Genomic DNA, 23813 nt, shown 5'->3' on the forward strand with positions numbered 1-23813 from the left:
AAAGCGATCATGGGGTTTGGCAAGCGAGTCGATGTCGAAGGCATGAAGGCCAGGATGCAGGCCCTCCGCAAGGAGGCGAACGACCTTTATGTGGACTCTCTGGATTTCCGGGCTCAGGCCTCTGACGCGCGCCTGAAAGGCGACACCGAGAAAGCGCAGTCCCTGCTAGACGCGCATCGCGCGGCCCGCGAGGAAGCGGCGCTTAAGGTGGCCGAGGCCCAGGCCATCTATGAAAAGACATTGCAGGACATAAGAGACGCCGCATGACCCAGACCCGCCGCCGCAACGCCCCGGAAATCCGCGCCCCGCACGGGACAGAGATCAGCGCCAAATCATGGCTGACCGAAGCCCCGATGCGGATGCTGATGAACAATCTCGACCCCGACGTGGCGGAGAACCCGGAAGAACTGGTCGTCTATGGCGGCATCGGGCGGGCGGCGCGCAGCTGGGAGGATTTCGACCGCATCGTCGAAACGCTGAAGCGGCTAGAGGGCGATGAAACGCTGCTGGTTCAGTCGGGCAAGCCGGTGGGCGTGTTCCGCACGCACGCGGATGCGCCGCGCGTGCTGATCGCCAATTCCAATCTGGTGCCGCGCTGGGCGACCTGGGATCATTTCAATGAGCTCGATCGCAAGGGTCTGATGATGTACGGCCAGATGACGGCCGGGTCCTGGATCTATATCGGCAGCCAGGGGATCGTTCAGGGCACTTACGAGACCTTCGTGGAGGCCGGCCGCCAGCATTATGACGGCGACCTGGCAGGCCGCTGGATTCTCACCGCCGGGCTCGGCGGCATGGGCGGCGCGCAGCCGCTGGCCGCGACGATGGCTGGGGCTTCGTGCCTGGCCGTGGAATGCGACGCCAGCCGGATCGAGTTCCGCAAGCGCACCGGCTATGTCGATGAATCCGCTGATAATCTGGATGACGCGCTGGCGATTATCGAGCGCGCGACGGCAGAGAAGCGCGCGGTCTCTGTCGGCCTGCTTGGCAACGCCGCCGATGTGTTCCCGGAGCTGGTCCGCCGCGGCGTGAAGCCGGACATGGTCACCGACCAGACCTCCGCCCATGACCCGGTGAATGGATACCTGCCGCAGGGCTGGACGCTGGGCGAATGGAAGGACAAGCGGGAGAGCGATCCCGGGGCGGTCGAGAAAGCCGCCCGCGCCTCCATGAAAATTCACGTCGCCGCGATGGTGGATTTCTGGAACGCCGGAGTCCCGACGCTCGATTACGGCAACAATATCCGCCAGGTCGCTCTGGAGGAGGGGCTGGAAAACGCCTTCGCCTTCCCCGGCTTCGTGCCCGCCTATATCCGCCCGCTCTTCTGCCGCGGCGTCGGCCCGTTCCGCTGGGCCGCGCTCTCCGGCGATCCGGAAGACATCTACAAGACCGACGCCAAGGTGAAGGAGCTTATGCCGGACGACGCGCACCTTCATAACTGGCTGGACATGGCGCGCGAGCGGATCCGCTTTCAGGGGCTGCCCTCGCGCATCTGCTGGGTCGGGCTGGGCGACCGCCACCGTCTGGGTCTGGCCTTCAATGAAATGGTCGCGTCGGGCGAACTGAAAGGTCCGGTCGTGATCGGCCGGGACCATCTGGATTCCGGGTCGGTCGCCAGCCCGAACCGGGAAACCGAAGGCATGAAGGACGGCTCGGACGCCGTCTCGGACTGGCCGCTCCTCAACGCCCTGCTCAACACCGCCTCGGGCGCGACCTGGGTCAGCCTGCATCATGGCGGCGGGGTCGGGATGGGCTTCTCCCAGCACGCCGGCATGGTGATCTGCGCCGACGGCACGCCGGATGCGGCGCGGCGGCTGGAGCGGGTGCTGTGGAATGACCCGGCCAGCGGCGTGATGCGTCACGCGGACGCCGGTTACGAGATCGCGCGGGAGTGCGCGCGGGAGAAGGGGCTGGATCTTCCTTCGATTGCTTGATTCGCGGCGTAAGTCTGGAATGGAAAGTCTCTCTGGCGGGTAATTTTCTACCCGTCAGGCGCGAATTCTATTCCGTTTACGTTGTAAAACGCCTGAATTCATACCGCTCGCCTGACGGCATGGCGACGATTGTATAGCAAGACTGTCCTGTTCAAGGACGCATGTTGCTTTAAGGCAACCCTGAAAAATTTCTTCTTGTAGTCTTGAGTCGCCGGATGGACGTCTGTCCGCCGTGATGCCCCGCCATGCGGCGGATTCCAGCGAATATAGCCCCGATAATTCTACAACCGGCCCGCGATTTTTCGCGGTCTGACTTTCTTGTGTTCGCGGCTCAATTGCCTTAAAAGTTAATTTAATGAACTGTTAACCGTACGCATTCGTCTACTATTAACCATAAATAGAGGCGTCTGGGGAGACAATGCTTTGAAAAAGCTTGCACTTCTGGCCGGGGCGGCCACCGCGATCATGCTGACTGGCGCTGCGGCGCCGGCTCAGGCGCAAACGGCCACGCCCGCGCCAGGCGCTTCTGCCGCGAATTATTCCTACGTTCTCAGCGTGAGCGCGCCTCAGGCGCCCTCCCGTCCGGATGCGTTGCGCCTTGCCCCCGCTTACGGCGACATCGGCCCGTTCTATGGAGATATCGGTCCCTTCTACGGCGATATCGGCCCGTTCTATGGGGACATTGGACCGTTCTACGGTGATATCGGTCCGTTCTATGGCGATATTGGCGCGTTCTGGGGTGATGTCGGCGCTTCTTACGGCGACATCGGCGCGTTTTATGGTGATATCGGCCCCTTCTACGGGGATATCGGCGCCTTTTATGGCGACATTGGCGCGTTCTATGGCGATATCGGGCCCTTCTACGGTGACATTGGCCCGTTTTATGGGGACATTGGTCCCTTCTATGGCGATATCGGTCCGTTCTACGGTGATATCGGCCCGTTCTACGGCGCGATCGGCGCGTTCTGGGGCGATATCGGCGCGTTCTATGGCGATATCGGTCCCTTCTACGGCGACATCGGCGCTTTTTACGGGGATATCGGCCCGTTCTATGGGGACATTGGTCCCTTCTACGGCGATATCGGCCCCTTCTACGGTGATATTGGCCCGTTCTATGGCGACATTGGCGCTTTCTACGGCGACATCGGCGCATTCTGGGGCGATATCGGGCCCTTCTGGGATGCGCTCAACGCGGCCTGGGGCGATATCGGCCCCTTCAGCGCCGACAACGCGGCGGCCTATGAGGCTCTGCTGGGCGATCTGAACGAGGTTGTCTCGCGCAGCGAAGCGATGTGGGGCGAGGCGGTCCAGAACAAGACCGGCCAGTCTTTCTGGGACGGTTTTGCGTCCGATTTGTTTGCCAAATACGGCCTGGATCCCAATGATCCGTCCTCTCTTGACGGCATGCATCCGTTCGACCGTTCCGCCTTCTTTATGGAATGGTATGACGGCCTGATGTCCTTCACCGGGGTCGATCACATCGACCACTGGATGCCGATGGTCCGCTGGTCGCCCACCATGGCGCATGACCAGGGCTTCGGCGACGGCGTGACGATTGGCCTCCTGGACGCGCCGGTCGAGGGTGACGCCGACCTTCTCGACAATCTCGTCTATAGCGACGGCTACACCAATTTCTCCAGCCCGCACGGCGCATCTGTCGCCAGCCTGATGGTTGCCGGCATTAACGGCCAGGGCGTCATGGGCGTGGCGCAGGACGCAGACCTCGCCAATTACAATCCGTATGACGAGACCGGCACCGCCAGCTGGGAGGACGTCCGCACGGGCATCGCCGCGCTGGGCGATCAGGGCGCCAGCGTCATCAACATGTCGCTGGGCGTTTCGGAATGGACCCTGCACAGCGACTGGGCCGATATTCTTTCCCATCCCGACATTGCCGCGAACGCGGACAGCGTTGTGCTGGTCAAGGCGGCTGGCAATGAGGGCATGGCCCAGACGGTCGATATCGACTGGAATTACGACATCGGCACGCAATTGCTGGTCGTGGGCTCGGTCAATCCGGCGGGACGCATTTCAGCGTTCTCAAACACGCCGGGCGAGGCATGTCTGCTGGATAACGGCGCCTGCGCGGAAGAAAACAAGCTGAAATACCGCTTCCTGGTCGCGCCGGGCGAATTCATGCTGACCTCCGACGGCGAGGACGACATCTTCCGCCGCAGCGGCACCTCCGTGGCCGCGCCGCTGGTGTCGGGCGCCGTGGCGCTGCTGCATGGCCGCTGGCCGTGGCTGAAGAATTACGCCGAGGAAAGCGCGGACATCATTCTCCAGTCCGCCCGCGATCTGGGCGAGCCGGGCGTGGACTCCACGTATGGCTGGGGCTTGCTGGACATTCAGGCCTCGCAATCGCCGCTGGATTACGACGAGCTCTATTTCTTCGAGGTCAAGAGCAAGAATGGCAATATCAAGCCGGTTTCGGCGGAAAGCCTGAAACGCTCCAACCCGAAATCGCGCAAGAACTGGGACAAGAAAGGCATCTTCTTCTACGCCTTCGAGGATATCGGCGACACGTATCGTGACTTCGCTATTCCGTTCTCCGACATGCTGGTCGGGCAAAGCCTGAGCATCAATGGCGAGTCCGAGCGCTTCCAGAACTACCTGACCGACCGGATGACGGACTGGATGGACGGCGCGGGCTTCAGCGACATGTCCACCTACTCCGCGCCGCTGACCACCCAGAATGGCTGGTCCATGTCGATGACGGTGTCCAACCGCAATCCGCGGGACGATATCCGCGATGGCGCGCTGCCGTTCCAGACCGGTTTCGTCATGCAGAACCCGTCTGAAGGCGTGACGCTGCGTTTCGGTCATGGCGAAGGCGCGATGGCCCTGACGGGTCAGGAAGGTTTCGGCGTCTTTTCCGATTATGACGGCGAGAGCGGCGGGGTGAACCCGGTTCTGGGTCTCGCGTCCGGCGGCGCATACGCCGGCGGCGCTCTGGACATGGGCGACCGCGCCACGCTGACCTTCGGCGTGACGCAGCAGAATAACGAGCACTTCTTCGTTCAGCCTTACAGCAACGAGGAACGCCCGATCTATGAAGGCCTCGAGGATTATGAGGCCGTGGCGGCCAGCTTCGGCGCGGCGTTCCAGGCGACTGACCGCCTGACGCTCAACGCCTCCTATACGCGCCTGAACGAGCGCACCGGCCTGCTGGGCGTGCAGGGTCTCGGCCCGGCCTCTCTGCGCGGCGGCGCCAGCACGGACGCGGCGACCTTCGGGGCCAGCATCGCTTTCGATTACGGGTTCGAGCTTTCCAGCTCCGCGACCCTTGGCCATACGGGCAGCTTCTCGGCGGCGGACGAACAATTCGCGCTCACCGATGGCGGCCTGACCAGCAGCGCCTACAGCTTTGCCCTGGCGAAGACGGGCCTGTTTGGCGATAGCGACCGCATGCGGCTCTCGTTCGGCCAGTCCCTGCATATCGAGGATGGCGGCCTGAAATTCGCCTCGGTCCAGGTCATTGACCGCACCACCGGGGAGATCGGCGTGGTCAACCAGGATATCGCCCTTGGCGGCGACGGCCGGGACTATGTGCTGGAGGCGCTCTACGCGCTGCCGGTTCTGGACGGTCTTGGCGAAGTCAGCGCTTTCGGGCGCGCGGAGATGCGTTCGGACGCTGCGATCGCTCAGGAATCGGATTTCGCGCTTGGCGCGCGGTTCGGTATCGACTTCTAGACCGCTTGCCGCACTGCCGGATAGACAAAGGCCGGGCCGTAAAGGCCCGGCCTTTTTCATAACGACAGGCGTTTTCCATCGTTTGCCGCAGTGCGGCATAATCAATGATTAACGGGCTGATTTCCCCATAGTTATTAAGGGAAAGCCTTTTTTAAATCAATTGATGCATTGTGTGCGGCCAGTCTCAATGACGCGGACGCACAAATGTTTCGTCTTTTTATCTTCGCCGGCATGGCCGGGCTGCTTCTCTTGCAGCCTGCGTCCGCTCGCGTTTCTGATAATCAGGACGAACTTATCCTGCTGGCTGAACAGCGGACGTGGGAATCCTTCGAGGCCAAGGTGGAAGCCGCCAAATCCTCGATGATGGGCGACCCGAATGTCTCTCTTGAAGAGGCGCAGGACGCGGCGAGCCTTGTCGAACCCTTGCCTTCATCGACGCAACGCAGCGTCGGACTGGCGACGGCGTTCTGGCTGCAGGCGGAAGCGATGACGCGGATGAATCGCGCCGAGAGCGCATTGCCGCTGATTGAAAAGGCCCTGCCGCTGGCTGCGGAAAATGGGGATCAGGACAAGCTGGACGCGGACCTGCTTCTGGCTCTGGGGCGGGTCACCAAGGCGCTGGGCGATCTGCAGGTGGCGCTGACCAGCTTTCAGGAAGCGCATGAAATCTATGCCGCGCTCGGGGAGGCGCGCAGTCAGGCGATTGCGTTGCAGAATATCGGTTCGATCTATAACGACGCGCGCGATTATCCCCGGGTTCTGGAATATTACGACCGGGCCGTCGAAACCTTTTCCGGCGACCCCGCTCTGGATCTGTCCGCGCATAATAACCGCGCCAACGCGCTGAAAGAGCTCGGCCGTTATGACGAGGCGGTTGAACATTTCCAGCAAGCGCTGGAAATCGGACAGGCCTATGAGAGTCCTTTGCTGGATGCGCGCATCCTGACCAATATTGCGTCCGCGCAGTTCCTGGCCGGCGATCTTGATGATGCGGAAGCGACCGCAGATCGCGCCCAGAGCCGCGTTATGGAGCCCGCCGCCAGCGCCTGGGAGCCTTTTGTATGGGGCGTAAAGGCGCAGATCGCCTATGCCCGCGGCGAGCTTCAGGAAGCGTCCCGCCACATAACGCGCGCCTTTGACGGGCAGGACATTACCGCGACGAACCCGACATTCCGCGACTTTCATGAAGTCGCATACAAGATCTGGAGCGATCTCGGGCAGCACCAACGGGCTTTGCAACACCACATGGCGTTCAAGCGCCTAGACGATCAGGGCCGCAATCTTGCCGCCTCGGCCAATGCCGCGCTGGCGGCGGCGCAATTCGACTTTACCAGCCAGCAGCTGGAGATCGAGCAGCTGAAATCGGCGCAACTGGCGCAGGATGTCCGCCTTGCGCGCTCGCAGTCGCGCCAGCGCACAATCATCCTGATTGCTGTCCTTGCTATCGGCGCCATCGTTCTGGCTTCCATCACCTTTGCCTATCTCTCCACGCGCCGCAGCCGCAATCAGGCGCGTGATGCGAACCGCAAGCTGCGCGTCACCAATCAGGCGCTGGAGAAAGCCAATCAGGCGAAGGCCAATTTCCTGGCCGCGACCAGTCACGAAATCCGTACGCCGCTCAACGGCATTCTGGGCATGACGGAAGTCATGCTGATGGAAGACACGCTGGACAAGGGCAATCGCAAGCGGGTTGAGACGGTGCGGTCCGCCGGCGAAACGATGCTGGCGCTGGTCGACGACATTCTGGACCTTTCGAAGATCCGCTCCGGCCGTCTGACGCTGGCCTCCGAACCGGTGGCGTTCCAGCACGTCATTCAGCAGATCGGCGACCTTTGGGAAGCGCCGGCCAAAGCCAAAGGACTGGAGTTCACGGTCGACGCCGAAGGTTGCCCGGAAAGCATCCTTTCGGACGAGAAACGCATTCGTCAGATCGTGTTCAATCTGGTTTCAAACGCGGTCAAGTTTACCGAATCCGGCAGTGTCCGGCTGAAAGCGGAAAGCCAGCAACATCCCAATGGCGAACGCATTGTCCTGACGGTCAGCGATACCGGCGTCGGCATCCCGGAAGAAAAGACCGAGGATATCTTCAAGTCGTTCCATCAGATCGAAAGCGGCGCGAACCGCAAGTTCGGGGGCACGGGTCTGGGCCTGGCCATCACGCGCAATGTCGTGCGCGCGCTGGGCGGGGAAATCATGGTGGAAAGCGAGCCGGGCAAGGGCTCCGTCTTCACGGTCATGCTGCCGCTGCAACATGTCGCCCAGAGCGAAGCCGTGCTGGAAGAGCCTTTCCGCGACACGCCGCAGGACGTCTCCCAGCTGGATATCCTGATTGCCGAGGACAATCAGGTGAACCGCGCGGTGCTTGAAGCCATGCTTTCAAGCAATGTCCGCAGCATCGAATTCGCGGAGGACGGCCATAAGGCGCTCGAGGCGATGGAGCGCCGCGACTTCGACGTCATTCTGATGGACAAGCAGATGCCGAACATGGACGGCATGGCGGCGACCCGCGCCATTCGCGAAATGAAGGGTTCGGCCCGCGATATCTACATCATCGCTGTCACCGCCGACGCCTTTGACGAGGCGCGCGACCAGATACTGGCATGCGGCATGGATGACTTCATCGCCAAGCCTGTGGCTATGGAAACTCTGCTGAGTTCGCTGCGCAAAGGCGTGGAGCTGGGCCTCAGCCACGCCGCCGCCTCGGCCGAGAAGCCGGACGAAATCCGCGAAGCGTCCTAGGCCTGACGGGCTGCCGTCGCCCGGTCGGCCCAGTCGGCAAACAGCGAGAAAGCTTCTTCCCGGTCCAGATCGTTCAGCGTCTCATGGCGCGAATCCGGGAATATCGCGGTCTGGACGTTTTCCAACCCCGCATCCTTCATACAAAGCGACAGCTTTTCTATTGCCTTGCCATTGTCCGTGGCCGGGTCCTGTCCGCCGCCCACCAGCTGGATGGGCAGGCCGTCCGGTATTTTCTTCAGCGGCGCTGTGGATTGGGCATATTCAATTCCGGCGACGAAATCCCGCCAAAGCGCGATAGAGGCCGGCCATCCGCAAAGCGGATCGGCGACATAGGCGTCGACGGCTTCGTGATTGCGCGACAGCCAGTCGAAATCCGTGCGGTTGGGTTTGAAGCGTTTGTTCCATTCCGCAAACGTCAGCGCATTCATAAGCCCGCTGGGTTGGCCTTTCCCGCCGACAAGTCCTTCCACCCCCAAAAGTCCCTTCATGGCCAGTGTCAGGGGGCCAAGCGAGGCGTTGGAGTTCCAGATGGCGGCGCCGTCGACCGTTTCGGGCGCCCGCATCAGATGGTTGAGCGCGACGATGCCTCCAAGCGAGTGACCAAAAATGATGACAGGCAGGCCGGGATTGGCCTCGCGAATGGCGGCGTTCACCGCCGCGACGTCCTCCATCACCTTGTTCCAGCCGCCAAATTGCCGCGCCGGGGCGTCCGGCGCGGTGGTCTGGCCATGACCGCGATGATCCTGCGCGTAAACATGATAGCCGCGGCTGGCGAGGAAATCGGCGAACGGACCATACCGGGCGGCGTGTTCGGCCAGACCATGATTGATGTGGACCGCGCCGCGCGGTTCGCCTTGCGCGGCCATCCGGTATAGCGCCAGCTTCGCGCCCGTGGGGCTTTCAAAGACGGTGGGAATGGCGGGGTCGGACATGGGCGGTTCCAATCCTTCGATATGATTTGCGCCAGAGAGGCTAACCCGCATGCGCGCGGCTTGGCGAGCAGCATCAATCACCCCCAATATGGCGACAGGACGACATGGGGAGCAAACATGGCTGAAGACCGCGCCTGCCTGCTGGCGATCGACCAGGGAACGACCAGTTCCCGCGCCATCGTGTTTTCGCTGAAGGGCGACGTGGTTGCGACATCACAGCAGGAGTTCGCACAGATTTTCCCCCGGCCCGGCTGGGTGGAGCATGACCCCGAAGTCATCTGGGCGACGACTCTGGCCACCGCGCGCAAGGCGCTGGCGGACGCCGAGGCCAGGGGGTGGTCGCCGATAGCGGCGGGGGTCACGAACCAGCGCGAAACGGCCATCATCTGGGACCGCAAGAGCGGACGGCCCATCCATAACGCCATCGTCTGGCAGGACCGCCGCACAGCGCCGCAATGCCGCGCGCTGGCGGAAGCCGGCCATGGCGATGCGGTTTTGCAGAAAACCGGTCTGGTTCTCGACCCTTATTTCTCGGCGACCAAATACGCGTGGATTCTGGATCAAGTACCCGGCGCGCGGGCGCGGGCGGAGCGCGGGGAACTGGCTTTCGGCACGGTCGACAGCTACCTGATCTGGCGGCTGACGGGCGGTCAGCGCCACCTTACCGACGCCACGAACGCCAGCCGCACTTCCCTTTATGCGCTTGAGGACGCTCGCTGGGATGAGTCCTTGCTGGAGCTTTTCAATGTCCCTGAAGCTGGCCTGCCCGAGGTCTGCGACTGCGCGGCCGACTTCGGAAAGGTGGACGAGGCGCTTCTGGGCCGCGCCTTGCCGATTACCGGCGTTGCCGGGGACCAGCAAGCCGCTGCGATCGGTCAGGCCTGCTTCCGGCCCGGCGAGATGAAAAGCACGTACGGGACCGGGGCTTTCCTGCTGCTGAATACGGGGGAGACGATGACGCAGTCGGCCAACCGGCTGTTGTCGACGGTCGCCTATCGTCTGGACGGGAAAACCACCTTCGCGATGGAGGGGTCGGTTCTTTCCGCCGGCGCGACCATACAGTGGATACGCGACGGGCTGGGCCTGATTGCGCGCGCGCCCGAAATCAATGCGCTGGCGGAAGCGGCGTCCGACGATTCCGGGGTCTATCTGGTTCCGGCCTTCTCCGGTCTTGGCGCGCCGCATTGGGACCCGGACGCGCGCGGCGCCATCGTCGGGCTGAGCCGGGAATCGGGGCGGGCGGAAATCGCGCAGGCGGCGCTGGAGTCCACCGCCTATCAGACATGGGATCTGCTGGACGCGATGGCCGGGGATGCAATCGAAACCCGGACGCTGAGGGTGGATGGCGGCATGGCGGCCAATGACCGCTTCCTGCAGCGTCTGGCCGATCTTTGCGGAGTAGAGACGGTGCGCCCGGTGAACACCGAAACCACGGCCTGGGGCGCCGCCTTTCTGGCGGGCCTGGGAGCCGGGCTTTACGAATCACTAGAGGAGGGGCGCGCGCTCTGGCGCGCCGACCGGACGTTCAGCCCGTGCATGCCAGAGTCTGAAAGGAACCGGAAACGCGCTGGCTGGCGCGCCGCCGTCAGGCAAGTGTCAGCCGGAGGCGGTTAGCCCGCCTGTAAAGCAAAACATGAGTATATGTCTCTGCGAACGCGCCTGATTTTTTTTCAGGCGTGTTTAGATCAAGTCTACCCCGTGAATCAGGGTTTAGCCTGCGCTTAAAAGCGCCGCATAGGCACGATAGGCATACAATAAAATACAAATTGATGGCGCGGGAGGCCCTGTAAAGCGCCTGAATTTTTCAAGAAGAAGCGCCCGGCTTCCGCCATTGCGCGCCTCGTTTGGGGTGCGCAGAATGCACCTCTGGACACCGCGCCATGGCGGCCTGAAAGCCGTTTCCGGTTTCCTCTAACGTAAACCGCGCCCGTCCATGGGCGCATCTGGATGAAGACACGATGAGCCAGCTACCCATACGCCTGCCACGCGCCGAAGAGATCAAACGGACCTGGCGGCATTTCGATATTCCCAGCCTGTTCTCCGCAATCATTTATCCCGCGCTTGGCGTGCTGGGCTTTGTCGGCGCGGTCATTGCCGGGTTTGCCTTTTCCGGCCTGCACCTGGCCTGGTGGTATTTCCCCATCTGTATCGCGGTCACTGCGCTGACCGTCTTCATCTGCAATCAGGGCATCGGGCCTCTGCACCGCGTCATCCAGCATAATGCGGGAGAATTGCGGGCGCCGGCGCAACTGATGGTCGTCATCAATTGCGTCATCGCCATGCAGGGCTCGCTCAAGGACTGGGTGAACTATCACTCCCAGCATCACCGCCATTCAGACCAGCCGGGTGATCCGCATAATCCGGCGGAGGGAAAATTCTGGGCCTGGATGGGCTGGATCCTTTGGCGTGACCCGGAAGATGTGAAACGCCCGATGGCCAAGCGCCTGGCGCGCAGCCGTATCGTCAGTTTCTTCGATCAGCATTACCTGCCGATCTCCGCCATCGTTCACCTGCTGATCCCGGCGGCGATCTATCTGATCGTTTTCCTTCTGGGTGGTTCGATCCTGCTGACATTGATGCTGCACACGGCGGCGATTATCGGCCGCGCCATCCAGTTCCACGCGACAACGCTGGGCGTGAACGTGGTTGGCCATATGAAAGCCCCGGCCTGGGTGGTGTGGCTTCTGGCGTTTCTGACGGGCGGCGAGGCGTTCCACGAACATCATCACGCCTTCCCGCGCAGCATCCTTCATCGCCCCCGCAAAGGCATCATAAACCGCCTTGTCGACTATAACGGCACGATGCTGCTGGTTCTCGAAAAGCTGCGCCTTGCCCGCAACTACCAGATCGCGCCGCAATTCATCGAAAAGGTCTAGCCGGGCCAGCGGGAGGCGATCTGCAGACGGATCGCCTCCAGCGCCGCCTCGTCCAGATCGGGCGCGGTTTTCAGGTCCGGCGGCCCGGGCCAGCCCGGATCCTCGAACACCCGCCCCTCGAAATGCGCATCGGAATCGTAACGGGGCAGGACGTGAAAATGCACGTGCGGGTCCACCATCATCAGCATCAGATAATTGAGCTTCTGATATCCGAACGCCGCTGACAGCGCGGTTTCGATTTTTCCGGTTGCTTCCTGCAAATCGGCGAAGGCCGCCGGGGGCAGGTCTCCGAACGCTTCCGCGCCGTGTTTGGCCGCCAGAACAAGCGCGCCCAGCGTCGCCTGTTTGGGCCTGAGAAGCACCATCCAGTGTTGCGTCTCCGCAATCCGGGTGTGGGGAAAGCCGAATTTCTCTATCGTGGCGTTCACGCCGCCTTGTGTCTGCGTCATTGATCTTCCCGTCTGCGCCTCGTATTTCCGCCATTATGGACGCTACAGCGACAGATTCGACCCTTTCGCCTGAGCCCCGTCTGCGGATTGCCGGCGAATGCCCGATCCGGATCTGGGGGCTGGATGCGGAAGCCCGTCACCGGCGCCTCTTCAGCGGCTGGAACGGGGCGGGCGAAATACTTGTCGCGGCGGACTGGGTTTTTGACGCGGCGCTGGCCAAGGGCCTGATGGCCGAACCGCGCGCGGCCCTGCTGATAGAACCCGAACCCGGCGCCGGAGAATATCTTGCCGCAGTGCATGCGGCGGATGAAGCGGACGACGCCGTAGCCGGCATGATCGGCCGGCCGGCCGATAAGGCGGCGCTGCAAGCCACGGGCTACAAGCCTGTGAGTCTGGATGAGCTGACAGCGGTTTACGACCCCGTGCTGCGCAAGCGGCGCACGCCGTTTGCGCGCTCCCTGCATTTCACGCCGGTCGATCAGATCGAGCGCCGGCTCTATGACGGCGCCTATAAGGGCGTGACCGATCTGGTCACCAAATACGCCTGGCCGCGTCCGGCGCGCTGGGTCACGCACTGGTGCGCCAACCGCAAGATCGCGCCCAACACTGTCACCACTGTCGGCCTGGTCCTGACCATCGCGGCCTTCTTCCTGTTCTGGGAGGGGCTTTACGCCGCCGGGCTGGCCTGTGCCTGGGGCATGACGTTTCTGGACACGGTGGACGGCAAGCTGGCGCGGGTGACGCTGACCTCTTCAAAATGGGGCGACCGGTTCGATCACGGCATCGACCTGATCAGCCCGCCATTCTGGTACTGGGCCTGGTGGGTCGGCCTGCAGGACGCGGTGGCGGACACCACGCTGATGGACTGGGCGCTCGGCGCGACGCTGATCGGTTACGTGCTCGGCCGGGCGATAGAGGGGCTGTTCAAGGTGATTGGCCGCTTCCACATCCATATCTGGAAGCGGATAGACTCCTGGTTCCGCCTGATCACCACGCGCCGCAATCCGAACCTGATCATCCTGACGCTGTGCGCGCTGGCGCTGCGGCCCGATATCGGGCTGGTGATTGTCGGTATATGGACGGCCGTATCGGTGGCTTTCCACTTGGCGCGTCTTCTCATGGCGCTGGCCGTTCGCGCGCAGGGCAAGACGCTGACCTCCTGGCTGGCCGACGATCAGAGCGCATGACCGGGGCCCGCACGCGCCTGTCGATCTTCGATCTCGACAAGACCCTGACCATTCGTCCGACATGGACGCTGTTCCTGCTCTTTGTATTGCGCCGCCGGGGGCGGCTGCTGACCGGCGCGCCGCGGCTGGCAGGGATGATGTTGCGCTGGCTGGCGCGCCGCAACGGCCGCGAGGCATTGAAGAACGCCGGCATGAAGATCGTGATGAGCGGCATGACGCCCGGCGAGCTGGAACGCGCCGCAGAGGACTTCGTGGACCGCCTTATTGAAAACGGCCTGCGTCCCGGCGCGCGCGCAACGCTGTCGCGCGTGGACCGGGAAGGGCGCCGCACCATGATCGCGACCGCCTCGGTGGATATTTATGCGCGCATTATCGCCGACCGGCTGGGCATGGATGAGCTGATCTGTACGCGCACGATCTGGCCGGAGGGCGCTGCGGCGCCGCAGATTGACGGAACCAACTGCCTCGCCGCGGAAAAAATGCGGCAGGTTCTGGCCGCATACGGTCCGCAGCGCGACACGGCGCATATCGAATTCTATTCCGATCATTATAGCGATCTGGAACTACTTCTGTGGGTCGATTGCGGCGTTGCGGTGAATCCCGACGCGCGGCTGACGCGTGAGGCGAAGAAACATGGATTGACGATTGCGGACTGGATGAAAGAAACAGGGCCGCACGTTCAACACGGGGACCATTCATGAAGGCTGTGATCCTGGCGGCCGGCCGCGGCTCTCGCCTGCTGCCGCTGACCGAAGACCGCCCGAAATGCCTGATCGACATTGGCGGCAAACCCTTCCTGCGCCGCCAGATGGATATTTTCGCCGAATGCGGAATTCGCGATATCGGCGTTGTGACGGGTTATCGCCCCGACATGGTGGACGAAGTGATCCGCGACGCCCGCGCGGACGGGCTGAATATCACCAATATCTATAATCCGTTTTTCGAGGTCTCCGACAATCTGGCCAGTGTCTGGATGGCGAAGGAGTATTTCGATCAGGACTTCATCCTCGCCAATGGCGACACGATGTTCGAGGCGGCGATCCCCAAACGCCTGATGAGCGCGTCCGAGGCGGCGATCACCGTCACCATCGACATCAAGGACGCCTATGACGCCGATGACATGAAGGTGCAGCTCCAGAACGGCAAGGTTCTGGCGATCTCCAAGGCGCTGGACGTCAACCGCGTGGACGGGGAATCCATCGGTCTGCTGCGCTTCGTCGGTCCAGGGCCGCAGATTTTCTGGCGCGCGGTGAATGAGTTGCTCCACCGGCCGGAAGGCCTGAAATCCTGGTTCCTGCGCGCCGTGGATGACCTGGCCAAGAGCGGCATGGTCAGCGCCTGCTCCATTGAAGGAAAAAAATGGGCGGAAATGGATACGGTCGAGGACGTAAAGAACGTCGAGCGCCTGTTCGCCCCGGAAAATTGATCGGTCGCCAAGCGCGTTCGGCTGGGTGGGGGCCGGGCCTGTGAAACAGGTTTACCCGTCAGCTCTGACACAGATATTTCAAAACGATGTGATTGTTTTGAAACAAAAGTTTTCCGGTCGCCCCCTTTCGCAAAAGCGTTACACACACTAACAATGTATGGTTAGTTTCGCGTTGGCCGGGGCCAATCGCTGTAAAGCGGGGAAAGTACGCGTCTGGAATTGCCCGGATGAGACCATACATCCGGAAGCTTGCAGGTTCGTGGATAACGCGGCCCTGTGACAGATGCGTGATCAGAGGGGCGTAATTTTTGTGAATAACTCGACGAACCGGATTGATTTTCGGCCGGCGGAGTTCGGCGTGCTGACAGAAGGTCTGGATTACGCCGCGCAGGGCGATTCCGGATACAGTTTTTACGACGGGCGGGGCAATCTCGTCTCCGAACTTCCCTACTCCGAATTACGCAAACGCGCCCGCGCCATGGCCGCCCAGCTGGGCGCGCGGTTTCGCCGGACGGAACGGATCGCGCTGCTGGCCGAAACCGGGCCGCAATTCCTGACCGCCTTCTTTGCTTGCCAGTATGCCGGTCTTGCGCCGGTGCCGCTTCCCCTGCCGTTCAATCTCGGCGGCGCGGCGAATTTTGAATCCCAGCTCGCCCAGATGCTGGACAGCGCGGGCGCCAGCGCGCTCTTCGCGCCCAAGGAATTCGGCAAGGTCTTCGAATCCTACGCCAATCGCGACGACATTTTCACCGCGACCTATGATGAGCTGGACGCGCTGCAGGGACCGCCCGCGCCGCTGCCGGAAATCACCGCCGACGATATCTGCTACGTCCAGTATTCCTCGGGCAGCACCAGCGCGCCGAAGGGCGTAGTTTCCACGCACCGCAACGTGGTCAGCAATATTGCCGGGATCGTGCGTCATGGCCTGAAATGCGGCCCGGATGACCGCGCCGTTTCCTGGCTGCCGATGTATCATGATATGGGCCTGGTCGGCTTCGCGATGGCGCCGATGATGTGCCAGATGCCGGTCAGCTATCTCTCGACCTTCGACTTCGTGCGCCGTCCCCTGACATGGCTGCGCCTGATGTCCGAAACCGGCGGCACGATCTCTTACAGCCCGACTTTCGGATACGATCTTTGCGCGCGCCGCGCCGCGGCCTCGGATCTGAATGATCTGGATCTTTCAAGCTGGCGCATTGCCGGTATTGGCGGCGACATGGTGCGCTCCGAAGTTCTGGACCGCTTCGCCGAGGCGTTCGAGGCCAACGGTTTCTCCGCCACCGCCTTCATGCCCAGCTATGGCCTTGCGGAATCGACCGTGGCCGTCAGCTTTGCCGATATGAGCCGCGCCCCGGCCGTGGACATGATCGATCTGCCGCGCTTCATCGCGACGGGCGAAGCCGCTACGGCGGCGGCCAATGCGCAGGGCGGCGTCCGCCGCTTTGTTTCCTGTGGTCACGCCATGCCCGGTCATTCCATCGAAATCCGCACGCCTTCGGGCCGCCGCGCCGAGCAGCGGCAAGTGGGTCATATCTTTACGCGCGGCCCCAGTGTCTGCCGTGGGTATTTCGGCGATCCGGACGCCACCGCGCGCCTGATCGACGCGGAAGGCTGGATGGATACTGGCGACATGGGCTATCTCGCCAATGACGAATTGTTCGTCACCGGGCGCAGCAAGGATCTGATCCTGTATCACGGCCGCAATATCTGGCCGCAGGACATCGAATGGGCGGTCGAAAAGCTTCCCGCCGTGCGGCCCGGATCTGTCGCGGCTTTCTCTATCGAAGACCATGAGGGCGACGAGCGCATCGTGACGGTTGTCGCCGCCGGTTCCCGTTCGGACGAGGAGCGCGAGGAACTGACCCAGCGCGCCCGCGCCGCGGTGCAGGCCGTGGTGGGCGTGCCCGCTGAAGTGGTTGTCGCGCCGGCCAAGGCCATGGTCCTGACCTCTTCCGGAAAGCTCAGCCGCGCCAAGGTCAAGGCGCGCTATCTTGCCGGCGCGTTCGAGACGGCGGCCCCGCCGCGAAGCGTGGCCTACGCGAGCTCCGCCGAGTGACAAGCGCCGCGCCAGACGAAAATGGCGCGGTCGCACTGACGGGGGCGACCGGTTTTGTTGGCCGCGCCCTGCTTGACCGGTTCCTCAAGAGCGGCCGGCCCGTGCGCTGTCTTGTACGCAACCCCTCTGGTTTTGAAGCCGAAAGCCCCGCGCGGGTCATTACGGGCGATCTGGATAATCAATCCGCGCTCGACGAGTTGGTGGCTGGCGCGGAAACGGTCGTCCATTGCGCTGCGGCGCTGGGTGGCATGGCGCGCGGCGATCTTCACCGGATCAATGTCATCGGAACCGCTCGCCTGGCGCGCGCGGCGGAAAAGGCGGGCGTCCGGCGTTTCATTCTCGCCTCCTCGCTGGCGGCGCGCGAACCCGGCCTCTCCGATTACGCCGCCACAAAGCGGGCGGCCGAGCAGGCCGCGCGGAACGCCGGCGACCGGATGCAGGTGGTGACACTGCGTCTGCCCGCAATCTACGGGCCGGGCGACCGGAACACCGCGCCGCTGATGCAGGCCATGCAAATGGGTCTGCTTCCCGAACCGGGCCGTGATGCGCGCTTTTCTCTTCTCTATGTCGATGACGCGGCGGACGCGCTTGCGGCCGCCGTCGGCGCATCCGGCGACCCCTCTGGCGTCTATGAGGTTTCCGGCGGCGGGGAGGCCTGCAGCTGGCGCAGCCTTGCTGCTGCTGCGTCGCGCGTTTGCGGGCGGCGCGTTCGGCTGGTCGCCACGCCGCGCCCTGTTGCCGATCTGGCGGCTGATCTGTCCGGTTTCACGGCTAGAATGACGGGCCGGCCATCAATTTTCACGCGCGGAAAGGTGCGCGAACTGTTTCACCCGGATTGGACAGTGAGCGATGATGCCTATACACGCGCAACCGGCTGGCGCGCGGGCATGTCCCTTGAGCGCGGCCTGACCCGTACCCTGGAGACTCTTTAGGCATGTCGACTGCTAACGCTCAGACAAAATCCGCCGATCTTGCGGACGATCTCGTTTACCGCCGGATCCTGCAAACGCTTGAGCCTTTCAACCAGCACAACGTCAAGCTGACTCCCGAGACGGACATAGCGACCGAGCTGGAGCTCGATTCCATCGCCGTTATGGATCTCGTAATGGAAGTCGAGGACGTTTACGACATCAGCTTCCCGATCAACGTGATCAGCGAAATCCGGACGGTGCGGGAACTGACAGAGGCTGTGCACGCCATCAAGCGGGGGGAAGCGGGATGAGCCTGTTCGACAAGTATAAGGGGCTCGAAGCCCAGCGCGAGCTTATCCTGAAAGCGGGCCGCGACCCTTTTGGCGTGTGTCTTGAAAAAATCGTCTCGCCGACCCAGGCGATTATCGAAGGCCGGCAGACGATCCTGGCGGGCTCCAATAACTATCTCGGCCTGACCCTGGATGAAGGCGGCGTAAAAGCCGCGCAGCAGGCGGTCGCCGATTTTGGCACCGGAACAACCGGTTCGCGCCTGGCCAACGGCACCTATGACCTTCACCGGGACCTTGAAGCGGCGCTGGCCGACTTCCTCGGCTACAAGACGGCGATGGTGTTCTCCACCGGCTATACGGCCAATCTGGGCGCGCTGTCCGGGCTGGCCAACGCCGATGACATGATCTTCATCGACTCGGACTGCCACGCCAGCATCTATGACGGCTGCAAGCTGTCTGGCGCCAGCACGATCCGTTTCCGGCACAATTCCGCCGAGGATCTGGCCAAACGCCTGCGCCGGGCGGACGCCGGCCGCGGCAAGCTGGTGGTGGTCGAGGGCATGTATTCCATGTTTGGCGATATCGCGCCGCTGGATGAGCTGGCCGCCGCGGCGCATGAAGGCGGCGCCATGCTGATGGTGGACGAGGCGCATTCCTTCGGCGTTTTCGGCGATACCGGCCGCGGCGTTGCGGAAGCGCAGGGCGTCATGGACCAGGTTGATTTCTATACCGGCACCTTCTCCAAGAGCCTTGCCTCGATCGGCGGCTTTTGCGCGTCCAACCATGAGATGTTCGACCTGATCCGCGTCGCAAGCCGGCCCTATATGTTTACCGCTTCGCCCGCGCCCTCCAGCATCGCGGGCGCGCGCTCCGCGCTGCGGGCGATACGAGAGCGGAAAGATCTGCGGGAGTCGCTCTGGAAGAACGCCCGGCGTCTTCACGCCGCGCTGGCGGAACAGGGCCATGATCTCTGCGCCGACCCGTCGCCGGTGGTGGCTGTGCGCCTGCCGGACCGGGCCATGGCGGTGTTGTTCTGGAATGCGCTGCTTGAAGCGGGGGTTTACGCCAATCTCGCCATTCCGCCGGGCACGCCCAACAGCGCCTCCCTGATCCGGCTCAGCGTGTCCGCAGCCCATACGTTCGATGAGATCGACGCCATTGCGGACGCATTCAAGGCGGCGCAGGCGCATCTGGCCTCCATGCCGGAGCTGGCCGAGGCCACGGCGGCGCTCTAGCGGAACGCCCCTTTCCGCCACAGGCGCCAGGCCAGGCCGGGCGCGGCAAGCCGGGGATGCGCCCGCTGCCACGCGGTCGGCTCGATCTCTACGCCCGAATGACGCGACAATTTTGAAAGCACGTAATCCAGCCCGCCTTCGCCCACGGTAAAAGCGGCTTTCGTGACATGCATCATGGTGCGCGCCTTGCCCCAGATGCGGCGCGCCGCCCAGCGCCGCGCGGCGCTTGCCCGCCCCTGCCGAGCGTCCGGGGTGGCGTCCAGAAAATGCTGCGCCGCCATCCGGTAATAGGCGCTGTCCGCATCGAACAGTTCGGCGGGCCGGTTGGCGCTTTCCGCCCGCAACTCCGATCCATATGAGGCCATCAGTCCGGTCACCCACAGCGTTTCGGCGTCATCGCCCGGTTCTGTCAGGGGCGCCGCGTTGCGCAGGAAACGCTCGACGCACACCGCGCAGGCCCCGGCAATGCGGTCTCGAATATCTTCATTGGCGGCGTAGACCAGCGTCGAGGGCTGCGCGAACCGCCCCCAGATGACGGAAGCAAATCCGCGACTGGCCTCGCGTTCAAACGCCGAAACGGTCATCAGTGCGCATTTGGCGAAGCCTTCCTCGATCTGGAGGAAGCGTACATTTGGCGGGAGGGCGGCATTGGCCAGCGCCGCCGGCGCGCTTTGTCCGCTGTCTCTGTTACGCTCGAACAGGATATAGAAATCGGGCTCTTTTTCCGGGTTGCCGGATTCCCGCCGCGCCGATCCATAGAACAGCACCGCAACCGCATCCGGCCAGCGTTTCAGGACCGCCGCCAGAAAGGGCGACAGGCGCGGCGGCAAGGGTTGTGAGAGCTGCGCTTCCACCAGCGCGTGCAGATTGGGGAGCGCGCTCATCGTACAAACTCGGCATCGCCGGCGTGATCCAGAATGATCTCGCCATCCTCCGGTGCGGAGTAAATTTCACCATCCAGAATGAATGGTTCCCCGGTTCTCAGGCTGAAGCGGTCGCCGGAGCGGCTTTGATAAACGTCGTCGCCCTTTGGCTCCCGCCCCCGATACAGGGCCGGGAGGCGGCGCAGGAAGCGTTTGGCGGGATAGTGCGCCCAGGTCGCCTTAATGGCGCCGTCACCGCCCCAGAACGGATTGGCGCCGACCATCAGCCCGTCCGTCGTGGCGGCCATGAAAAGCAGTTGAGGCCCGGTGTCGGTTTCCCCGTCAGGCGGTGTCACGGCGATCTGGTAGGGGCGGAAAATTTCATCCTCGCGCGTCGGGTCCAGCATCCGCCGCCCCGCGACAAAGGCCAGCGTCGCGCCGACGGCCAGAGACGCCTGAAAACCCTTGGAATGGATATCCCGGCGGCAGAGCTCGATGGTGCTCAGCGGCGCCCCTGCGGAAAAGAACATGCCGCAATGAATATCGGCCCCGTGACGAACGCGCATGACGGCCCGCGTCGCAAGCTCGCCGCCGCCGCGGGACAGCCGCATGGCCGCCTCGCCGGGATCGCCTTTCAGGCCGACATCGTGAGCAATCAGATTGGTCATTCCGCCCGGAACCACAGCCAGACGCGGCCGCCAGCCCCGATCGCCGCCATAGATCCAGGTCAGAACGGCCTGAACCGTCCCGTCGCCGCCATCAATGATCAGGATTTCTATTCCGGCCTCGGCAAACGCCTGCAGGTGCGCATCAAGCTGATCTATCGATTCCAGAACGCGAAAATCCGCGTTCGCCGCATCCGCCGGCGCGCCGCGCCCGCGGTTGCGCTGGCTGAGCGCATTGCGGAGATAGCCAATGCGAATGGTCACGGTCAGAGGGATTCCTGATTGAGCATCATGGCCCCGGCGACCAGCGCGAAGAGGCCCGTCGCCCCCCAGGCGGCCATGACAATGGGCAGAATTCCGGCCTCTCCCAGCGCCACAAAGAAACTGTCCAGCGCCAGATAGACAAAGCCCAGCGCGATGCCGCTGGCCAGAATCTGCGCCGTGGCGTCCTGCCGCTGAAAGCGCTGAACCAGCGGCACGGCCAGGCAGACCATGATCAGGATGCTGAATATCTGGCTGGCCTTGCGCTGGCGGTACAGCCGGTAGACATGCGGCGGCCGCGCGCCAAATGTCTCGGCGGCGACAAGGTCGTTGAGACTGGCGAGCGAAAGGCTGCGCGGATCGCTGGCCAGCCGCCTCAGCCGCACCGGCGACAAGGGCAGGGGAATGGTCTGCGGCGCTGCGATATCCGCTCCCTCGGCCCCTGTGGCGCTCTGGTTCTGTAATTGCCAAGCGCCATCCTCATAGCGCCCGCTTTCAGCATCGATCCGCCGGTCCAGAACGCCGGCCTCGGAAAGATGGAAAACCGATACGTCGGACATCTCGCCATGCGTATCCACGCCGCCGATCCGGAACACGTTCTCGCCTGTCCGCAGCCACAGGGAGTCTCCGGCGCGATCCAGTTCCTCCTCGAACCCCCAGTCGCGCAGACCCTGCGTGGCGGAGGGCAGGGCGAAGTCAGAAACGACATAGTGCGCGACGGCCATCAGGGTCATGGCGGGCGCGAACGCCGCCAGAAGATTGCGCTGAGACCACCCCGCCGCCATCAGCGCGACCAGCTCGCTCCGCCGCACCAGTTCGGTCAGGGTGATCAGAATGGCGATCAGCGCGGAAAACACGCTGAGGCTGGTGAAGATCGAAGGCGCGCGCAGCAAGGCGTAACGGCCAAGCGCCAGAAGGCCGCCATCATCCCACAGCTGGTCGCCGTTATTGGCCGTGTCCAGCAACAGCGCCAGCGCCGTCACGCCGACCGAGACCAGAATGAAGCGCGGCGCCACGAAGCGCAGAAGATATCGGGAAAGCGTGCCGATCATTCAGGCTTGCTCAGCAGGAAGCGGATGCGCCCGATCATCTCGGACGCCATGAAAAGCGGCGGCTCCTTGTTGGTGTAGGCCACGCGATAGAACATCGCGACGCTCAGCGCGCCGAACATCACCAGCGGCGCCCAGATACCCAGGAAGGGCGGCATGATGCCTTCCTTGACCAGGGATTCGCCCAGTTCGATCAGCTCGAACACCGTGATCAGCAGGATCAGCCCGATCGCCAGTCCGGCGCTTTGCTCGGTCCGGCCGGAATTGAGCGCCAGTGGCGCGGCGAATATGGGCAGTATGAAAACGATTAAAATCCGCGCCAGCCGGCCATCAAGTTCGGCTCGCAACATCATGGTTTCCTCGGCCGTCTCGGCGTCGCCAAGCGCCCGCCAGACCTCGCTGATCGTCATTTCGCGCTCATCGGCCCCGCGCTCGCGGAACATGCCCTCGTCGGAGGCTGTCAGGGTCCAGTCCAGCGCGCCGAACGACACCTGCCCTTGCAGTTCGCCGTCCTTGCCGAAACTCGATGTCTGGCCGTCGCGCAGCTCGATCATGCTGGCCATGCCGTATTCGGTCCGGGTCATCACGCCGCGCGGCGCGGTCAGCACCACGTCATCGCCGGCGGCGCGCTGCTCATAAACGAAGACCTGTTCCAGATTTCCGCCGCTGCGGCTGGACTGTTCGGCGAACACCGTGCGATCGCCCATGCTGACAAACGCGCCCTGCCGGATGGCCGCCTCCAGGGTCTCGGTCATCACCGCATTGGTCAGCGCGCGATAAGTGTATCGCGCCTGCGGCTGCAAAACCCCGAACAGGAAGAAGGAAATCATCGCCAGCAGCCCGGCCAGCAGCATGAAGGGCGCAACGATCCGGGTCAGGCTCGCGCCCGCCGATTGCAGCGCCGAAATCTGGTTGGAGCGACTGGCGTGTTGCAAAACCAGAAGCACCCCGAGGAAAAACGCCGTGGGCAGCGCAATGCCCAGATAGTGCGGCATCAGCGTGCCCATAATTTGGGCAACTTGTATGGCTAGGTTCTCTGCGTTGACGACCAGATCCAGGACACGCAGCATGCGCTCCAGCATCAGCGCCAGCAGCGCAACGCCGGTCAGCGCCGCGGTAATGCGAATAACGCGGGCAATGAAATAGCGGTCCAGTGTCGTCACGGTAAGAGCGCTGTTAATCCTTGAACGAACGCCTATCTGTTAAGCGGTCTGGGTCTTGCTTGGTAATGCAGCCGCCGCACAAGT

General features: G+C 63.0%; 19 protein-coding genes. 13 read left to right on the forward strand and 6 right to left on the reverse strand.

From position 1 onward, the window contains the following. Window positions 1-9: 9 nt before the first annotated feature. The 4 genes from L338_RS12785 to L338_RS12800 all read left to right on the forward strand — a co-directional run bounded on the left by L338_RS12785 (window position 10) and on the right by L338_RS12800 (window position 8366). Window positions 10-267, forward strand: a complete 258-nt coding sequence (locus L338_RS12785) for a hypothetical protein (protein ID WP_022698787.1) — start codon at window positions 10-12, stop codon at window positions 265-267. Further along, window positions 264-1934: a urocanate hydratase gene (hutU, locus tag L338_RS12790; protein ID WP_022698788.1), complete on the forward strand. Its 1671-nt coding sequence runs from the start codon at window positions 264-266 to the stop codon at window positions 1932-1934. Before L338_RS12785 ends, hutU begins: the two co-directional genes overlap by 4 nt. 423 nt (window positions 1935-2357) lie before the next feature. After that, window positions 2358-5627 carry a S8 family serine peptidase gene (locus tag L338_RS12795; RefSeq protein WP_022698789.1) on the forward strand — a complete coding sequence of 1090 codons (3270 nt, stop codon included), beginning with the start codon at window positions 2358-2360 and terminating at the stop codon, window positions 5625-5627. A 204-nt stretch (window positions 5628-5831) separates the two neighbouring features. Then, a complete protein-coding gene (locus L338_RS12800) occupies window positions 5832-8366 on the forward strand; it encodes a tetratricopeptide repeat-containing hybrid sensor histidine kinase/response regulator (RefSeq protein WP_022698790.1) in 2535 nt (844 codons plus the stop codon). Here L338_RS12800 and L338_RS12805 read toward each other — a convergent pair. After that, a complete protein-coding gene (locus L338_RS12805; protein ID WP_022698791.1) occupies window positions 8363-9298 on the reverse strand; it encodes an alpha/beta hydrolase in 936 nt (311 codons plus the stop codon). The two genes, L338_RS12800 and L338_RS12805, sit on opposite strands and share 4 nt — an antisense overlap. A gap of 117 nt (window positions 9299-9415) precedes the next feature. Between L338_RS12805 and glpK the strand changes: the two genes are divergently transcribed. Both glpK and L338_RS12815 read left to right on the forward strand, forming a co-directional pair. Continuing rightward, entirely contained in the window at window positions 9416-10912 is a 1497-nt protein-coding gene (gene glpK / locus L338_RS12810; RefSeq protein WP_022698792.1) for a glycerol kinase GlpK, read from the forward strand. Window positions 10913-11256: 344 nt separating this feature from the next. Then, window positions 11257-12174, forward strand: coding sequence for a fatty acid desaturase (locus L338_RS12815; protein ID WP_022698793.1), 918 nt, complete (start codon window positions 11257-11259; stop codon window positions 12172-12174). Here L338_RS12815 and L338_RS12820 read toward each other — a convergent pair. After that, window positions 12171-12602: an HIT family protein gene (locus L338_RS12820; protein ID WP_027068532.1), complete on the reverse strand. Its 432-nt coding sequence runs from the start codon at window positions 12600-12602 to the stop codon at window positions 12171-12173. The two genes, L338_RS12815 and L338_RS12820, sit on opposite strands and share 4 nt — an antisense overlap. Window positions 12603-12658: 56 nt before the next feature. On the opposite strand from L338_RS12820, the gene L338_RS12825 reads away from it, so the two are divergent. The 7 genes from L338_RS12825 to spt all read left to right on the forward strand — a co-directional run bounded on the left by L338_RS12825 (window position 12659) and on the right by spt (window position 19728). Beyond that, window positions 12659-13810, forward strand: a complete 1152-nt coding sequence (locus L338_RS12825) for a CDP-alcohol phosphatidyltransferase family protein (RefSeq protein ID WP_081639630.1) — start codon at window positions 12659-12661, stop codon at window positions 13808-13810. Further along, the gene (locus L338_RS12830; protein WP_022698796.1) at window positions 13807-14511 is read left to right on the forward strand and encodes an HAD family hydrolase; all 705 of its coding nucleotides are present in this window, start codon (window positions 13807-13809) and stop codon (window positions 14509-14511) included. The genes L338_RS12825 and L338_RS12830 overlap by 4 nt, the downstream gene beginning before the upstream one ends. Beyond that, window positions 14508-15236 carry a phosphocholine cytidylyltransferase family protein gene (locus L338_RS12835; protein WP_022698797.1) on the forward strand — a complete coding sequence of 243 codons (729 nt, stop codon included), beginning with the start codon at window positions 14508-14510 and terminating at the stop codon, window positions 15234-15236. The genes L338_RS12830 and L338_RS12835 overlap by 4 nt, the downstream gene beginning before the upstream one ends. A 310-nt stretch (window positions 15237-15546) precedes the next feature. After that, window positions 15547-17292 (forward strand): fatty acyl-AMP ligase, encoded by a 1746-nt coding sequence (locus L338_RS12840; RefSeq protein WP_051122785.1) that lies wholly within the window; start codon window positions 15547-15549, stop codon window positions 17290-17292. Beyond that, a complete protein-coding gene (locus tag L338_RS12845; protein ID WP_022698799.1) occupies window positions 17289-18224 on the forward strand; it encodes an NAD-dependent epimerase/dehydratase family protein in 936 nt (311 codons plus the stop codon). Before L338_RS12840 ends, L338_RS12845 begins: the two co-directional genes overlap by 4 nt. A gap of 2 nt (window positions 18225-18226) precedes the next feature. After that, window positions 18227-18514 carry an acyl carrier protein gene (locus tag L338_RS12850; RefSeq protein ID WP_022698800.1) on the forward strand — a complete coding sequence of 96 codons (288 nt, stop codon included), beginning with the start codon at window positions 18227-18229 and terminating at the stop codon, window positions 18512-18514. Further along, the gene (spt, locus tag L338_RS12855) at window positions 18511-19728 is read left to right on the forward strand and encodes a serine palmitoyltransferase (protein ID WP_022698801.1); all 1218 of its coding nucleotides are present in this window, start codon (window positions 18511-18513) and stop codon (window positions 19726-19728) included. Before L338_RS12850 ends, spt begins: the two co-directional genes overlap by 4 nt. On the opposite strand, the gene L338_RS12860 is transcribed toward spt, so the two are convergent. The 4 genes from L338_RS12860 to L338_RS12875 are packed head-to-tail and all read right to left on the reverse strand — an operon-like array spanning window position 19725 to window position 23729. Continuing rightward, the gene (locus tag L338_RS12860; RefSeq protein WP_022698802.1) at window positions 19725-20612 is read right to left on the reverse strand and encodes a hypothetical protein; all 888 of its coding nucleotides are present in this window, start codon (window positions 20610-20612) and stop codon (window positions 19725-19727) included. The genes spt and L338_RS12860 overlap by 4 nt on opposite strands. After that, window positions 20609-21520, reverse strand: a complete 912-nt coding sequence (locus tag L338_RS12865) for a diacylglycerol/lipid kinase family protein (RefSeq protein WP_022698803.1) — start codon at window positions 21518-21520, stop codon at window positions 20609-20611. Before L338_RS12865 ends, L338_RS12860 begins: the two co-directional genes overlap by 4 nt. Window positions 21521-21522: 2 nt before the next feature. Then, window positions 21523-22569, reverse strand: a complete 1047-nt coding sequence (locus L338_RS12870) for an LptF/LptG family permease (protein ID WP_022698804.1) — start codon at window positions 22567-22569, stop codon at window positions 21523-21525. Continuing rightward, window positions 22566-23729: an LptF/LptG family permease gene (locus L338_RS12875; RefSeq protein WP_022698805.1), complete on the reverse strand. Its 1164-nt coding sequence runs from the start codon at window positions 23727-23729 to the stop codon at window positions 22566-22568. The genes L338_RS12870 and L338_RS12875 overlap by 4 nt, the downstream gene beginning before the upstream one ends. Window positions 23730-23813 lie beyond the last annotated feature (84 nt).

It is taken from the genome of Euryhalocaulis caribicus (assembly GCF_000412185.1).
GTDB lineage: Bacteria > Pseudomonadota > Alphaproteobacteria > Caulobacterales > Maricaulaceae > Euryhalocaulis > Euryhalocaulis caribicus.